The 15658-nt window shown below is 70.1% G+C and carries 12 protein-coding genes; 7 read left to right on the forward strand and 5 right to left on the reverse strand.

Annotated features, from left to right (window positions below; all coding sequences use genetic code 11):
- Positions 1-18 precede the first annotated feature (18 nt).
- The 5 genes from AB0D57_RS29235 (at position 19) to AB0D57_RS29255 (ending at position 6823) form a co-directional block, all read left to right on the forward strand.
- Positions 19-969: a sugar phosphate isomerase/epimerase gene (locus AB0D57_RS29235; protein ID WP_362079345.1), complete on the forward strand. Its 951-nt coding sequence runs from the start codon at positions 19-21 to the stop codon at positions 967-969.
- Positions 970-1173: 204 nt separating this feature from the next.
- Complete coding sequence (locus AB0D57_RS29240; RefSeq protein ID WP_362079348.1) at positions 1174-2514, forward strand: extracellular solute-binding protein; 1341 nt, start codon at positions 1174-1176, stop codon at positions 2512-2514.
- 62 nt (positions 2515-2576) lie between these two features.
- Positions 2577-3428: a sugar ABC transporter permease gene (locus tag AB0D57_RS29245; RefSeq protein ID WP_362079351.1), complete on the forward strand. Its 852-nt coding sequence runs from the start codon at positions 2577-2579 to the stop codon at positions 3426-3428.
- Positions 3425-4345 (forward strand): carbohydrate ABC transporter permease, encoded by a 921-nt coding sequence (locus AB0D57_RS29250; protein ID WP_362079354.1) that lies wholly within the window; start codon positions 3425-3427, stop codon positions 4343-4345. The genes AB0D57_RS29245 and AB0D57_RS29250 overlap by 4 nt, the downstream gene beginning before the upstream one ends.
- Positions 4346-4468: 123 nt before the next feature.
- On the forward strand, positions 4469-6823 hold the full coding sequence (locus AB0D57_RS29255) for a glycoside hydrolase family 3 N-terminal domain-containing protein (RefSeq protein WP_362079357.1): 2355 nt from the start codon (positions 4469-4471) through the stop codon (positions 6821-6823).
- A 191-nt stretch (positions 6824-7014) separates the two neighbouring features.
- Here AB0D57_RS29255 and AB0D57_RS29260 read toward each other — a convergent pair whose 3' ends face one another.
- The 3 genes from AB0D57_RS29260 to AB0D57_RS29270 all read right to left on the reverse strand — a co-directional run bounded on the left by AB0D57_RS29260 (position 7015) and on the right by AB0D57_RS29270 (position 11465).
- The gene (locus AB0D57_RS29260) at positions 7015-9045 is read right to left on the reverse strand and encodes an RICIN domain-containing protein (protein ID WP_362079424.1); all 2031 of its coding nucleotides are present in this window, start codon (positions 9043-9045) and stop codon (positions 7015-7017) included.
- Between the two features lie 275 nt (positions 9046-9320).
- Positions 9321-10361: a LacI family DNA-binding transcriptional regulator gene (locus AB0D57_RS29265; RefSeq protein WP_362079360.1), complete on the reverse strand. Its 1041-nt coding sequence runs from the start codon at positions 10359-10361 to the stop codon at positions 9321-9323.
- Between the two features lie 159 nt (positions 10362-10520).
- Positions 10521-11465: a GMC oxidoreductase gene (locus tag AB0D57_RS29270; RefSeq protein WP_362079363.1), complete on the reverse strand. Its 945-nt coding sequence runs from the start codon at positions 11463-11465 to the stop codon at positions 10521-10523.
- An 18-nt stretch (positions 11466-11483) separates the two neighbouring features.
- Between AB0D57_RS29270 and AB0D57_RS29275 the strand changes: the two genes are divergently transcribed.
- Positions 11484-11702, forward strand: a complete 219-nt coding sequence (locus tag AB0D57_RS29275) for a hypothetical protein (protein ID WP_362079366.1) — start codon at positions 11484-11486, stop codon at positions 11700-11702.
- A gap of 301 nt (positions 11703-12003) precedes the next feature.
- Here AB0D57_RS29275 and AB0D57_RS29280 read toward each other — a convergent pair whose 3' ends face one another.
- Positions 12004-14256: a SpoIIE family protein phosphatase gene (locus AB0D57_RS29280; protein ID WP_362079369.1), complete on the reverse strand. Its 2253-nt coding sequence runs from the start codon at positions 14254-14256 to the stop codon at positions 12004-12006.
- A gap of 202 nt (positions 14257-14458) precedes the next feature.
- Between AB0D57_RS29280 and AB0D57_RS29285 the strand changes: the two genes are divergently transcribed.
- Complete coding sequence (locus AB0D57_RS29285; RefSeq protein WP_362079372.1) at positions 14459-14785, forward strand: transposase; 327 nt, start codon at positions 14459-14461, stop codon at positions 14783-14785.
- Positions 14786-14991: 206 nt separating this feature from the next.
- Here AB0D57_RS29285 and AB0D57_RS29290 read toward each other — a convergent pair whose 3' ends face one another.
- Complete coding sequence (locus AB0D57_RS29290; protein ID WP_362079375.1) at positions 14992-15582, reverse strand: TetR/AcrR family transcriptional regulator; 591 nt, start codon at positions 15580-15582, stop codon at positions 14992-14994.
- Positions 15583-15658: the final 76 nt, after the last annotated feature.

The following is a 15658-nucleotide window of genomic DNA, read 5'->3' on the forward strand; positions in this document are numbered from 1 at the left end:
CCGCAGACAGGACACCCCATGAAGATCGGTCTCAACACCGACAGCGTTGGGCAGCTCACGCTCGACGAGACACTCGATCTGGCCGCCGAACTCGGCCTGGACTACGTCGAATTCGCCACCGGCGCCTGGTCCACCGCCCCGCACGTCGACGTCGACCGGCTGCTCGGGAGCGAGAGCGCGCGCCGCGACCTGCTGGCCAAGGTCGCCGACCGGGGCCTCGCGATCAGCGCTCTCACCTGCTCGGGCAATCCTCTGCACCCCGGGCCCAGCGGCCGCGAGCACGACCAGGTCGCGCGCAGGACGATCGCCCTCGGCCTGGACCGCGTGGTGATGATGTCCGGCCTGCCGGGCGGCCCGGGTGACGCCAACCCCAACTGGATCACCGTCTCCTGGCCGCCGGAGACCACCCAGATCCTCGCCTGGCAGTGGACCGAGAAGGTACTCCCGTACTGGCGCGGCCTCGTCGCCCACGCCGAAGCGCAGGGCGTGCGCAAACTCGCCCTGGAGATGCACGCCCACCAGGCCGTCCACAACGTCCCCACACTCCTGCGCCTGCGCGAGGCGGTCGGCCCGGTCGTCGGCGCCAACTTCGACCCCAGCCACCTGATGTGGATGGGCGCCGACCCGCTCGCCGCCATCGAGTCCCTCGGCGAGGCGATCCTCCACGTGCACGCCAAGGACACCCGCCTGGAACCCTCCCGCCAGGCCCTGACCAGCAGGCTGGAGACGCTCCCGGTCATGGCCGCGAAGGAACGCTCCTGGAACTACGTCACCCTCGGCTACGGCCACGACGACGCGTTCTGGCGCGCTTTCTGCCTCGCTCTGCGCCGGGCCGGCTACGACGACGTCCTGAGCATCGAGCACGAGGACGTCCTCATGGAACCCGTCGAAGGCGTGACCAAGTCCGTCGACCTGCTGCGCCGAGTCGCCCTGCGCGCCCCCAGTTCCTACAAGACCCAGGAGATCTGAGCGACCGCTTGCCCCCGTCGCCGCCCCGGGATCGCGAAAGTATTTCGTAACCGGGGCATTTCCCGTCCTTGTCCCGGTCGTGAATTCCGTGTCAGTGTCCCGGCCAGCAGGCAGGCCGTCGGAAGCGTGGCATCCGAAACCCTTTCGTACGGGTCTCCGATCTGTCTGGCCACCGACGGCATGTGGAAAGAAAAGGGGCACACCATGCGGGGAATCCCGGTCAACGGAACTCGCGGAACTCTCGGCGGTCCGAGAGTTCGATGCGTCGTCGCGTCCGCGATCACTCTCACGGCGGCCATGGGCCTTGCCGCGTGCGGGACTTCGGGACCGTCCGGATCGTCCGCCGACTCGTCCGGCAAGGGCCTCACGATGTGGGCGCTGAACGACCAGACGATCCTCAAGGAGTCCGTCGACGCCTACAACAAGGACCACCCCGACGAGAAGATCACCCTGCGGCTGTTCGCCAACGACGACTACAAGCAGAAGCTGCGCGTCGCCTTCGGCGCGAACCAGGCCCCGGACATCTTCTTCAGCTGGGGCGGCGGGGCCCTGAACGACTACGTCAAGGCCGGCAAGGTCGACGCGCTGACGGCGGCCGAGGCGGACACGGACCGGTTCACCCCGAGCGTGATACAGAGCGCGACCTTCGACGGCAAGGTCTACGGCGTCCCCGCCAACGGCCTCGCCCCGGTCGTCCTCTACTACAACAAGAAGGTGCTGGCCGACGCGGGCGTCGAGCCGCCGAAGACGTACGACGACCTGCTGGCGGCCGTGAAGAAGCTGAAGGGCGAGGGCGTCACGCCGCTCTCCCTCGCCGCCAACTCCAAGTGGCCGACGCTGATGTACCTGGAGTACCTGCTCGACCGCCAGGGCGGCTCCGAGGTGTTCTCGAAGATCGCCTCCGGTGACACGGCGGTCTGGAAGGACCCGTCGGTCACCGAGGCCAACCAGAAGCTCCAGGACCTGGCCGAGGCCGGCGCCTTCGGGGACAACGCCTCCTCCGTCAACTACGACCAGGGCGCCTCCACGGCCCTGCTCTACACGGGCAAGGCGGCCATGGAGGTCATGGGCACCTGGGAGTACGCCAACATCGCCAAGGCCGATCCCGACTTCCTGAAGAGCGACCTCGGCTACACCGCCTTCCCCTCGCTGTCCGGCGGTGCCGGCGACCCGAACAGCATCGTCGGCAACCCCTCGAACTTCCTGTCCCTGAACTCCTCGACCAAGAACAGGTCCGCGGCCCTCACCTACCTCAAGGACTACGTCCTCGACGACTCCCAGGTCGACGCCTACCTCGCCGCCGGCAGCGTGCCGCCGGTCAACGGTCTGGAGTCGAAGCTGGCGGCGGTGAAGTCGTCGTCGGACAAGGAGTGGCTGACCTTCGTCTACGACCTCGTGGAGAAGTCGCCGACCTTCCAGCTCTCGTGGGACCAGGCACTCCCGTCCGACCAGGCGGACCCGTTGCTGACCAACACGGACAAGTCGTTCCTGCGCCAGATCGCGCCCGCCGACTTCGGTGTGAACATGAGCAAGGCGGGGTCGTGACGGTCACCATCCCCGCGCGCCGAAACGGCCGGAGAGGCCGGAGAGGGGGCAGCGGCCTCCTCATGGCCGCCCCCGCACTCCTCCTCTTCGGCCTGTTCGGCCTCGTCCCCCTCGTCGGGGTGGCGGCGCTCAGCCTCGCCCGCTGGGACGGCCTCGGCTCCATCGGCTGGTCCGGCCTCGCCAACTGGGGCGACGTCCTGACCGACGGCGCCACCTGGCAGGCGCTCGGGCTCACGCTCAAGGTGATGGTGGTGAGCTGGCTGGTGCAGACCCCGATCGCCCTGGCCCTCGGTGTCTTCCAGGCACCGAGGGGCCGGGTGCGGGCGCTGTTCGCCGTCCTCTTCTTTCTCCCGCTGCTGCTCTCCGCGGTGGCGATCGGCCTGACCTGGCAGGCGCTGCTCGATCCGTCCTTCGGCATCGGTGCCACGCCCGGCCTGCACTGGCTGGCGCAGCCGTTGCTGGGCTCGCCGGACCTGGCGCTGTACACGGTGATCTTCGTGATCGCCTGGCAGTTCGTTCCGTTCCACGCCCTGCTCTACCAGGCCGGCATACGCCAGATTCCGACGGCTCTCTACGAGGCCGCGGCGCTCGACGGCGCCGGGCCCATGGCCCGCTTCGTGCACATCACCCTGCCGCAGCTGAAGTACACGATGGTCACCTCCAGCACGCTCATGCTCGTCGGCTCGCTGACCTACTTCGACCTGGTCTTCGTCCTGTCCGGCGGCACCGGCGGTCCCGGCACCGCCACCCGCGTCCTCCCCCTCGCCATGTACATCACCGGATTCCAGGCCCATGACATGGGCCGGGCCAGCGCCGTCGCCACCCTCTTGGTGGTCCTCGGCCTCGGCCTGTCGCTGCTGACCACCCGGCTGTCCGGCTTCACCCGGATGGACAGCCGGCAGGAGGGCATGTGAGCACCACCGTGACCAAGGCCCGCGCCGCCACCGGACGGGACGACCTCCCCGCCCGGGGAACGGCGGCCCCCGGGCCGGTACGGCCCAACCCCGTGCCCGGCATCCTCCGCCGCGCCCTCACCGGCGGCGCCACGATCCTGTGGGCGGCACTCGTCGTCGTACCCGTGTACTGGCTGGTGGTGACCAGTCTGCGCAGCCGCGCAGACTTCACCGCCGACAGCCCACTGGCCCTGCCCGGCCACCCGACGCTCGACAGCTACCGGGCCGTCCTGGACGGCGACTTCACGACCTATCTGCTCAACAGCGTGGTCGTCACCGCGGGGACGGTGGTGCTCGCGGTCGCCTTCGCCCTCATGGCCGCGTTCGCGATCGTCCGCGGCGCCGGCAGCCGGCTGTCCCGGCTGTCGTTCCGGCTGTTCCTGCTGGGCCTGGCGATCCCGTTGCAGGCCGTGATCATCCCCGTGTACCTGCTGATCATCAGGATGCAGCTGTACGACAGCCTGCTCGCGATCGTCCTGCCCTCCGCCGCGTTCGCGTTGCCGATCACCGTGATGATCCTGGTGAGCTTCCTGCGCGACGTGCCCCGCTCCCTGTTCGAGGCGATGATCGTGGACGGGGCCGGCGACTGGCGCATGCTCTGGTCGCTGGCGGCGCCGCTGGCCCGCCCGGCCCTGATGACGGTCGCCGTCTACGACGGACTCCAGGTCTGGAACGGCTTCCTCTTCCCGCTGATCCTCACCCAGAGCGGCGACAAGGCCGTACTGCCGCTGGCGCTGACCCTCTACCGGGGCCAGTTCGGCATCGACGTACCGGCCACCATGGCCGCGGTGGTGCTCTCCACTCTGCCGATGCTCGCGCTGTTCATCCTCGCCAGGCGCCAGCTCGTCGCCGGTCTCACCGCGGGCTTCTCCAAGTAGCCAAGCAGTCAATCAGCCAAGGCATCAAGCAGCCCATATCACCGGGCAGTTCACCCCGCACGACGGCCGGGCCCGGCGCCCGGCCCCGTCGGCATGCCCGCGCAACTCCCTGAGGAGTCGTGAATGACGACCATCATGCCCGACCACGGCGGCCTCCCCCAGGAGGAGGACGGCCGTGCCTGGACCGACCCCGCCCTCCCCGTCGCCGACCGGGTCGAGGCACTGCTCGCCCGGCTCACCCTCGCCGAGAAGGTCGCGCAGCTCAGCAGCGCCTGGGAGGACGTCGAACCGGCCGGCCCGGAAGTGGCGCCGGGCACCAGCATCTTCGACCGGGTCGGCGACCTCACCGAGACCGCCCGGCACGGCCTCGGCCAGCTCACCCGCCCCTACGGCACCCTGCCCCGGCCCGCTCTGGAGCTCTCCCGGGCCCTGGCCGAGCGCCAGCGCCAGATCATGGAGCAGAGCAGGCTCGGCATCCCGGCCATGGCGCACGACGAGTGCCTGACCGGTTTCACCGCCTACGGCGCGACGATCTACCCCACCTCGCTCGGCATGGCGGCCACCTTCGACCCGGAGCTGATCCGCCGGGTCGGCGAGGCCATCGGCGCCGACCTGGCCGAGGCGGGCGTCCACCAGGGGCTCGCCCCGGTCGTCGACGTGATCCGCGACTACCGCTGGGGCCGCTGCGAGGAGACCTACGGCGAGGACCCGTACCTGGTCGGGGAAATGGGGGAGGCGTATGTCACCGGCCTGCAGAGCGCCGGGGTGTACGCCACCCTCAAGCACTTCGCCGGCTACTCCGCCTCCATGGGCGGCCGCAACCACGCCCCCGTCCACGCCGGCCGCCGGGAGCTCCTCGACGTGATCCTGCCGCCCTTCGAACGGCTCGTCGCCGCGGGCGTCGGCTCGGTCATGAACTCTTACGCCGAGATCGACGGCGAGGCACCCGCCGCGAGCCGCTGGCTGCTGACCGAAGTCCTGCGCGAGCAGTGGGGTTTCGAGGGCACCGTCGTCTCCGACTACTGGTCCCTGCCCTTCCTGGTGACCGCCCACCGGGTCGCCGCCGACCTGCCCGACGCCGGGGCGCTCGCCCTGCGCTCCGGCCTGGACGTCGAACTGCCCGACCAGCGCGGCTTCGGCGACGCCCTCGTGCACGCCGTAGAGCAGGGCGCGGTCGAGGAGGACCTGGTCGACCGCGCCGTTCGCCGGGTGCTGCGGCAGAAGGTCGAGCTCGGGCTGCTGGACCCGGACTGGGACTCGCGGCCCCCCGCCCTGCGCGCGGGCGAACTCGACCTCGACAAGGGGGAGAACCGCGCGCTCGCCCTCGCGGTGGCCCGCGCCGGTGCCGTCCTGCTGTCCAACGACGGGACCCTGCCCCTCCCGGCCGGCGGCCGGATCGCGCTGATCGGCCCGTGTGCCGACGACGTACGCACCATGTTCGGCTGCTACAGCTTCCCCAACCACGTCCTCGCCGAGCGCGACGACCTCGGCAACGGGGTCGAGGCGGTCTCCCTGCGGACCGCGCTGGCCGAGGAACTGCCGGGCGTGGAGTGGGAGTTCACGCAAGGCTGCCCGATCCGGGACGAGGACGCCTCCGGCATCCCCGCCGCCGTGGCGGCCTCGTCCGCCGCCGATCTCACCGTCCTCGTCGTCGGCGACAAGGCGGGCATGTTCGGCATCGGCACCTCGGGGGAGGGCTGCGACGTCGAGGACCTGCGACTGCCGGGTGTCCAGGAGGAGTTGGTCGAGGCGGTTTTGGCGGCCGGGAAGCCCGTGGTGCTGATCGTCAGCAGTGGCCGGCCCTACGCCGTGGGCCGGTTCGCGTCCGCCGCCGCGGCCATGGTGCAGGTGTTCCTGCCGGGCGAGGAGGGCGGCCGGGCGGTGGCCGGGCTCCTCGCCGGGAAGGCGAACTTCAGCGGCAAGCTGCCCGTGCAGATCCCCGCCTCGCCGGGCGGGCAGCCCTACACCTACCTGCACCCGCCGCTCGCCGACCGGCAGAGCTTCCTGTCCAACCTCGACCCCACCCCCGCGTTCCCCTTCGGCCACGGGCTGTCCTACACCTCCTTCGAGGTCGACCTGCTCACCGCCGACCGCGAACAGGTGACGACGGACGGGGAGTTCACGGTCCGCGCGCGGGTGCGGAACACGGGGACGGTCGCGGGCGCCGAGACCGTCCAGCTGTACGCCGTCGACCCGGTCGCCCAGGTCACCCGGCCCGTACGCGCCCTGCTCGGCTTCGCCAAGGTGATTCTCGCCCCCGGCGAGCGGGCCACGGTCCACTTCCACGTCCACACCGACCGCCTGGCCTTCACCGGCCTGGCCGGCCGCCGCATCGTGGAGCCCGGCGAGATCGTGCTCCAGGCAGGCTCCTCCAGCCTGGACACACCCGTGCGCGAGGTCGTGCAGCTGGTCGGCGAGGAGCGGGACGCGACGGTCCTGCGGCAGCACGCCGTGCCGGTGACCGTCGAACGGGAGTGAGCCGCGGGGACGCGTGAAACGAGGGCGGCGCCACCGGTCCATCGGATCCGGTGTCGCCGCCTTTGCCTTGCGCCGGTGCGGTGACGCGCCCCGAAAGGGGCGCGGGGCTGTCTCGATATGCGGCTCCGCCGCGTGGGCGCGACCAGCCCCCACCGGCCCGCGGGTTTGTCACCGTGCTTCCAGCGGAGCGCTCAGCCTCGGCTCCACTGCTGGGTCGCGTTGCCCAGCCCCGTCCACAGCGCGACCTTCGAGCCGTTGGCCGTCCCCCAGTTGGTCACGTCGACGACCAGGCCGTTGGAGCGGTTGACGATGGTGCCGTCCACCCGGAACGACCACTTCTGGCTGGACTTGCCGTTGCAGGCCCAGAGGATGAGCGTGGTGCCCGCGGTCGTGCCGTCACTGTTCGCGGCCAGGCAGTTGCCCAGGACGCGGAGTTCGCCCGTCGTGGTCTGCGTGATGGTCTGGTTGGCGTTGCCCGAGCAGTCGTAGATCTGGACCTGGACGCCCGTCGCGCCGTTCGGGACGTCGAGGCAGCGGCCGGAGTACGCGCCCTTCAGAGTGAAGGCCGCGGCGGTGGGGAGCGGGTCCTGGACGAGCTGCCAGTCCTGTGAGCCGTCGGTGGTCGACGCCGCCACGGTGACGGAGCCGCCCGCGGTCGAACCGGTCATGTACAGGCTGGTGTTGAGGACCGAGCGGAGTTTGTAGTAGCCGCTGGTCGACGACGCGACCTGGGTCCACTGCTTGTCGGTGGATCCGTCGTCGACCCACTGGGCCAGCTTCTGCCCGGCCGTCGCGGTGCCGGTCCAGATGGCGACCGAGCGGCCCCCGGCCTTGTTGAGCAGGGTCACGTTGCCGCCCTTGGCGGTCAGGTGCCAGCGCTGGGTGTCGGAGGTGGAACTCGACGCGCCGAGGACGAGGTCGGGGGTGTTCCCGGTGAGGTTCGCGTCCTGTGTCTTGCCGGACGCGGTGGTGAGGACCTGGCCGGTCAGCCGGTTGACGAGGCTGTAGTAGGCGCCGTCGGAGCGGCCGAGGTCGACCTCGGCGTACTTCACGGGGCCGACGCTGGCGCCGCTCCAGGACGCCTGGAGGACCAGAGCGCGGCCTGTGCCGTTGACGTACTGCAGCATGCGGCTGTACCCGGCGGCGATCGGCGTCTTGTACTGCTTCCACGTGCCGGTGGACAGCCCGGACTGGTTCACCCAGACGTCGCCGCTGCCGGCCGCGTTGTAGACGATCCGGCCGTCCGGCATCGGCAGCAGGACCGGGCTGCCGCCGGTGGACAGAGCGGCCCCGCCCGAGGGCACGGGCAGCGAGGTGATCGCGGCGTCCGTGGCCGAGAAGAACTTCGTCGGGTCGTCGGAGATCCGGTAGCGGACGTTCGTACCGCCGCCCCAGTACTCGTATGTCAGAAGCCACTTGCCGTCGGTCGTCGGGGCGATGGTCGTCATGCCCGGACGGCCGCCGCCGATCTCCGTCTTTCCGCCGCCCATGCTCACCGTGGCGCCCGGGACGTCGACGACCGGGGAACTCCAGGCAGTTGTACTGGTGCCGTTCCAGGTGCGGTGCAGGAGGACCTGGCCGCCGGAGTCGGTCGCCGTGTCGTTGGCCGGGTCGAGGGTCGGGACGCCGGTACTCGTGTTGTAGCCGGTGTAGTCCCTCTCGTCGGAGTAGTAGGCGATGAGCCGGCCGTTGTGGGCGAGCAGGTGCGGCTCCCAGATGGGGTCGACCTGGGCGTTGGTGTTGGCCGCGGAGACGCGGCCGATGGCGCCCGCGCTGCCGCCCTGCCAGCCGCCGGCCTCGATGATGTTCTTGAAGCTCCAGGTCGCCCCGTCGTCCGAACTGGCGTAGAGGGCCAGCGCCACGTCCTTGCGGTCGCCGTCACCGGTCGGCGTCCAGTTGGGGTTGGCGGCCTTCTGCTCCTTGTAGTAGTAGTCGTCGCCCGAGACGATGCTCGCGAGCAGTAGTGTGCCGGCGCTCAGACTTCCGACGTCCTGCGGGAGCACGTAGAGATACGCGTTGGTCCAGTTGCTCGTGTACTTGGCGTACGCGCTGTCGCCGGACAGGTACGCCGGGGCCTTGACGTCGGCCAGCTTCGCCCAGGTCGTGCCGCTGTCGTCGCTCTTGTAGATGGGCAGGGTCTGGCCCACCGGAGCGCTCTGGCTGTTCTCGAACGTGGCCACGAGCCGGCCGCTCGGCAGCTGGGCCGACTTCGGGTAGAGCACGCAAGGGCTCTTGTTGCACGCGGCGGTGTTGTCCGCCGTATACAGGTTCGCGGGACTCGGCTGATACGCCGACGCGCTCGTCGCGGAGGCGACGGCGAATGCCACGCCTATGCCGAAGGCCGTCGCCGAAGCGAAAACCTTTCGCGCCCAGGATCTGTTCAACGGCTTTCCTTTCACCGGAGGGGTGCCGGGGGTGCCGGGGGAGGAAGCCAGTATTCGCAGGCGACATCGTGCTGTCACCGGCACGTTGCGAAAGGGTTTCGCGGAGTCGCGGGTTACGGGGTATTGACGCGGCCGCGCAGCGCTGTCGAGGTCCGCAGGACGAGCTCCGTGGCCAGTTCGATGCGCGGCGCCGCGGGCGGCCGGCCCTCGGCGAGATCCATCAGCACCCGGGTCGCCTCGCGCCCCAGCTCCTCGAACGGCTGGCGGACCGCGCTCAGCGGCGGGCAGGCCATGGCCGCCACGAGCGTGTCGTCGAAGGACATGACCGACAGGTCGTCGGGCACCGAGAGCCCCAGCTGCCGGGCGGCCTCCAGCACGCCGAGCGCCTGCGCGTCGCTGGCCGCGAAGACGGCCGTGGGCGGATCGCCGGCCCGCAGGATCTGCAGGCTCGCGGCGAGCGCCTCGGTGTAGTCGAAGTCGGTCGAGCGGACGATCGCCGGATCGTAGGCGACCCCGGCCTCCTCCAGCGCGGCCCGGTAACCGTGCACGCGCGCCGCCCCCGCCAGGGAGTGCGAGCGGCCCGCGACCATGCCGATCCGGGTGTGCCCCAGGGCAAGGAGGTGCTGGACGGCGTCCCGGGCGCCGCTCCAGTTCGTCACACCGATGCTCGGAATGTCCTCGGAAGGTGCGCTCAGGGGGTCGATCAGCACCACCGGCAGCCGCTGCTCGACGATCCGCCGCTGGTCCTCCTCGGCCAGCATGGAGATCACGATCACGATCCCCGCCGCACCGAGCGACACGCACTCCTCCAGCCACATGGAGATCGACCGCCGGCTCGTCGTCCCGGTGATCACGTCGATGCCGAACTCGCCGGCCGCGTCCACGATGCCCCGGGCGACCTCCAGGGTGTACGGGCCGGACAGGTCACGGAAGACGACGACGATCTGCCGGGGCGTCGCCGGACCCCGCTCCCACGGGCGGACGTATCCGTACCGCGCCAGCAGTGTCTCGACCCGGTCCCGGGTCGCCGTGCCCACGTCCCGGCGCCGGTGCACCACCTTGGACACGGTGCTGAGCGAGACCCCCGCCTCGGCGGCGATGCTCGTCAGCAGACCGTGCTGTGCTTCCTGCCGCCCCCTGATTCGACCTGTCACCCGATGTCCGTTCCGTACGCCGAACCCTGATGCGCCGGACCGCACCGCGTACCTGGTCACAAGCTCCGCCGAAACGTAACGGGGACGGCTACGGACAGGCAAGACCGCTGCGCACCGTTCTGCGACGCGCATCCGCCCTCCCGCCCGGCGCCGGTGTGGTCAGGCCCGCTCCGCCAGGAGGAAGTCGGCACAGCGCTCGCCGATCATGGCGGTGGGGGCGTGGGTGTTGCCGGAGGGGACGGCCGGCATGACCGAGGCGTCCGCGACCCGCAGCCCCGGAACACCGTGGACCCGCAACTGGGGGTCCACGACCGCGTCGGGCCCGGTGCCCATGCGGCAGGTGCCGACCTGGTGGTGATAGCTGGTCAGGTTGCGTCTGACGTACGTGGCGATGTCGTCGTCGGTGACCACGCCCGGTCCGGGCGCGACCTCGCGGGCCCGCCAGTCGGCGAACGCCTTCTGCTCCCCGATCTCCCGCGCCTGCTTGACCGCCGTCACCATCGCCTTCAGGTCGTACGGCTCGGCGAAGTACCGGGGGTCGAGGGCGGGCGCCTCGGCGGGGTCGGCGGAGCGCAGCCACAGTCGGCCGCGGCTGAGCGTGCGGATCGTGCCGGGGGCGATGCTGTAGCCGTGCCCCTCCGCCGGGACGTCCTGGCCCACGACGGGCAGCGGCACGTGGGACATCACCGGCTGCAGGTCGGGGGCGGCCAGCGCCGGGTCGGTCTTCGCGAAGTACTGGGCCTCGATCTTGTTGGACGTGCCCGACGGCACCGGACGCGCCGACTCGTACACCACCGGGGCGAGCGCGTGGTCGTGCAGGTTGGCGCCCACCCCCGGCAGGTCGGCGACCACGTCGATGCCCAGCTCGCGCAGCTCGTCGGCGGGGCCGATCCCGCTGAGCAGCAGCAGGTGGGCGGAGCCGATGGTGCCGCCGGACAGGATGACCTCGCCGCCGTCCGTGCAGCGTACGGGGGTGAGCCGGCCGTCCTTGACGAGCTCGACCCCGCGGGCCCTTCCTCGCTCGCCCTCGCCTTCGACGAGGATCCGCACGACCGTCGAGCCCGTCAGCACGGTCAGCAGCGGACTGTCGAGCACGGGCTCCACGAAGGCGGTCCAGGCGTCTTGCTCGACCTCAACGCGATCTGGACGGCTTCCTCGCGGAACTCCGGCGAGTACTTACTGGGTGGCGCCACTTCTTCCTCGTTTCCTGTTCAGGACAACCCTATTGGGTCCCTGTCCGGAAACTTCGTGGCCCCTCAACTGGAAGTTCTGGCCGACGAGCAGACCCGGAGCGTCAAGGCCGCACTGTCGGAGCCGGTCAGCGCGCCATCCGGTCTCTGATGCGTCGCGCTGGTCGGCCCCAGGCTTGTCCCACCTTTCTGATGCGGGTCTGAGCCGCTCATTCGTAGGATCGTGCAGGGCCCAGGGGATCCGGGTACCCGTGACGTCGGGACCAGGACGGGTTCAACCGGCCGGCACCATGGGGCGCTCCAACTCCATCCAGCGCTCGTCGACCCGCCCATGGCCCACCACCATGGGATGAGCGTCTTTCGCGCCTTGGGCGACTGGACCATCAGGACCTGGGAGCAGGCGTCGTTACAGTACCGGCGCCACGTTCCGGGGAGGGTGAGTGCCGAGTGGCTCAGGCATCCGGAATAGCCACATCCAGCCACACCGTTTTGCCGCGGCCGTTCGGGGAGGTGTTCCACTGCTTGGACAGGGCCTCCATGATGAGGAGGCCACGGCCGTGCTCGGCCTGTGCGTTCTCCTCTTCGGAGAGCGCCAGGGGAGAGGGGACGGGCGGGTTGCTGTCGGAGTCCCGCACCTCGAGCCGAACATGGTCTGCAAAGGCCCGCAGGCGCACGTCGACGTCGCTGCCCGCGTGGATGAGCGCGTTGGTCACGATCTCGGAGACGATGAGTCGGAGGGTGTCCGAGATCTCCGCCAGCCCCCAGGAGTTCAACCGGTCGGCCACAAAAGTACGCGCGGACTTGACCCCGTGCAGGTCACGCTGCTGGATGTGCAGGCTTCCCGTCCGCGGCGCACCCTCGCCACCGGCGTCCTCGTAGCAGGCCAGCAGCAGCACCGCGTCGTCGCGGCGCTGGTGGGGGCCGAGTACGTCGGCGATGAGGCGGTCGGCCAACTGCTCGAGATCGCCCCCGGTCTCCCGGCTGCTGGAACCGAACAGGGCTCTCGCGCGCGGCTCGGGGTCAGTTCCGTCGCAGCCGGTCAGGCCGTCGGAGTACAGCATCAGCACACTCCCGGGCTCGACGACGTGCTCACGTCCCTGGTAGGCATGGTTCAGCGTGACGCCCAGAGGCAGGTTGGCGGGCGCATCGAGCGTGCCGATGGTCCCGTCGGGCCGCTGCACCAGCGGCGCGGGATGGCCGGCCAGGGCCACCTCCGCCATCCCGTCGGCCGTGTCCAACGCAATGACGCAGCAGGTCACCAGCTGCTCCGCGCCGAGGGCGGCGAGCAGCCTGCCGGTCCGGTCGATCACCGCGGAGGGGCTGTGACCTTCGGTGGCGTAGGAAGTCACGGCGGTGCGCGCCTGGCTCATCACTGCGGCGCTCTCCATGGCATGGCCTTCGACGTCGCCGACGACCAGCACCACCCGTTCGCCCGGCCCTTTGATCACGTCGTACCAGTCGCCGCCCACCTTGGACGTGCCCGTGGCGGGCCGGAACCGCGCGGTGGTGGTGAGCTGGGGCAGCTCGCGAAGCGTGGACGGGAGCAGCCGCCGTTGGAGGCACTCGGCGACCGCGTGCTGCTCCGCGCTCAGCTCGACACGCTTCACCGCCGCACCCAGCAATCCTGCCATCGTGCTCAGCACGGCCCTCTCCTCGGGTGGGAAGCGGCGGGGGCCTTTGAACGACAGGCAGCAGACGCCGACGGCATGTCTGCCACCGATGCGAGGAAGGTCAATGAAGTACGACCTGCTTCCGCTCAGAGGAAGGTAGGCCTCAGCTTGCGACTCGTCATCGGAGAGGTCCGAGTCGGCAGCCGACAGCCGGCACTCGGAGATGAACAACGGACGTCCTCGGACCGCCTCCGCCGCCGGTGTCCGGGCGTTCAGCCTGGCGCCGTGGACGTTCCGGACCACGCCGGAAGAGGTCCCGCATTGCCCGAGAACCCACAGACGGCCCTCACTGGCCGAGGCCAGTACCAGGGATCGGGCGCGGAACGGGGACATGACGTAGGACCGGGCGGCCCGGACAATGTCGTCCATGGTCGCTGCCTGGTTCAGCATTTCAGCAAGGCGCCGAAGCGGGTAGACCAGGCTTGTGCCCACAGAACCGGGGACACCGGGAATCCCCCAGCCCGGCGTGTCGGTGTCCGTCTCCGGGCTGAAGACGGGAACGAGCAGCGGCGTGGGTCCGGGCGCGATGACAGCGCCGCTCCCGGCGAGCTCAGCGAGGGCCACGGCAAGTCCGTCACCGATCTCCTGCAACCTTGTGCGGTCCGCCGCCCCGTAGGCGCCGTGGGTCTCCAGTCGGACGACCGTGAGGGCGCCGAAGCGGTGCTTTTCGGCAATGACGGGAGCCGCGAGAGCCACGTACGGATAGCTCGGCATGCACTGCTGGCCCGCTTCCCCCGGGCCGGGATCGGCCAGAATCTCCACTCTTCCTGACGCCAGGGCACGTGCCGACGCCCAGGGCGCGTCCACGTCCATTCGCCCGGGAAGTGTGAAGACGGAAGGCAGGCTGCCGCCGATCATCGCCGCCCTGAGTTCGTTGCGATCCTCGTCCAGGAGGTAGACCGCTGCCGTCACGGCACCCAGTCGGTGCACCGCCTCGCAGATCCCGCAGTGCAGGATCGTCACCAGATCAGTGCCCCGGATCCGCGTCGCCCCGCGTCTGCGGCGGTCTTTTCCTGCTGCGTCGACGCTCTCCACTGAACAGCTCCCTATACCGAGAAGTATAGGTTTGCCAGCGGACGGATGGCGTCCCGCGAAGTGGTGGAGCCGATCGTGGTCCGGGAACGCGCGGGTGTCTGCCCGGGGCGTGCATCCGCTGGTGGTGATTGTTCGCTGAAGAGGAGCTGGCCATCGCCCAGGTCTCCCTGGTGAACGGGGAGTTCGACCGGAGGAGCGCGCGATGGCCTCGTCCCAGTCCGACCTGATGCGGTTGCTGGAGTCACTGCGTACGGCCGATGGAGTTGAAACGATCCCCATCAACCAGGCGTGGCCGGAGTTGTCCCTGACCGCGATCGACCTGCTCGCCTGGATGCGCAGCCTGCTGCTGGACGCTCAACTGACCGCCGCCGAACCGAAGAAGCTCCGCCATCGGCTGCTGAACGCCGCAGCCTGCGTCAACCGAGGAGCCAGCCGCCTCCGCCTGCGGATCTCTGCCATTTGGTCCTGGCGACACGAACTGACCACGGCCTTCGCCCGTCTGGCGGACCTACCCCGGCCAGCCACCTGACCGACGACCCCGCCACCGTCCGCCCGCGACCCGAGGAACTTGGAGCACCCGGCCAGGTGCCGGGCCCCGCCATGCCCACCCGATGTCGAGCAGCCACCGCCTACATCAGCCCAGTTCAATCGACCCCGACCGAAACGTGCAGGTGAGGTCAGCCGCGGCCCGGAACCTTGCCGGACGGCAGTGAACCCAGGCCCCGGGGGTACGCGTCAAGCGGCCGGAGGCCGGGGCCCTGTGGCGTATCGCTTGAGTTGCTTGGAGACCGTCTCCAGTAGTTCGTCGGAGAAGTCCTTGTCGGCCACGGCCCGGGACATGAGTACGGCACCGACCAGGGCGCTGAGGGTAAGCATTGCCTCGGCCCGGGCGTCTTCGACGTTGTCGTCCAGGCCTGCGATCAGTTCCAGGTACGTGCGGACCTGCTTCTCGTAGGCTTCTTTGAAGTGCTGGTCACCGCGTCCCGCGGAGGCGCCGAGAGGGACCAGCGCGCAGCCGGTGGCCGGCGCGTCGCGGTGCTGTTTTGTGAGGTAGGCGTCAACCAGACCGGCCCGTGCATCCTGCTCGTTCTTCCGTGCGGCGCGCTCCATCTTCGCTGAGCCCTCGGCCAGAGCTATGGCGGCGGCCTGGGTGATCAGATCATCACGTGAGTCGAAGTGTTTGTAGAAGCCGCCGTGCGTTAGTCCGGCTTCCTTCATGAGGTCTGCGATGCCGGGGCGGGTGACGCCTTCGGTGCGGACCTTGCGGGACGCGATCCGCAGGACCCTTTCGCGGGTCGCCGCTTTCTCCGCCTGTGAGTGGCCCATGTCGACCCTGCCTTTCGTGGGGCGGCGCCGTGCAACCACCGTGTGACTGGATGACGGTCATCATACACGCATGTCC

Origin of the sequence: Streptomyces sp. NPDC048275, from assembly GCF_040652275.1 — a bacterium.
GTDB lineage: Bacteria > Actinomycetota > Actinomycetes > Streptomycetales > Streptomycetaceae > Streptomyces.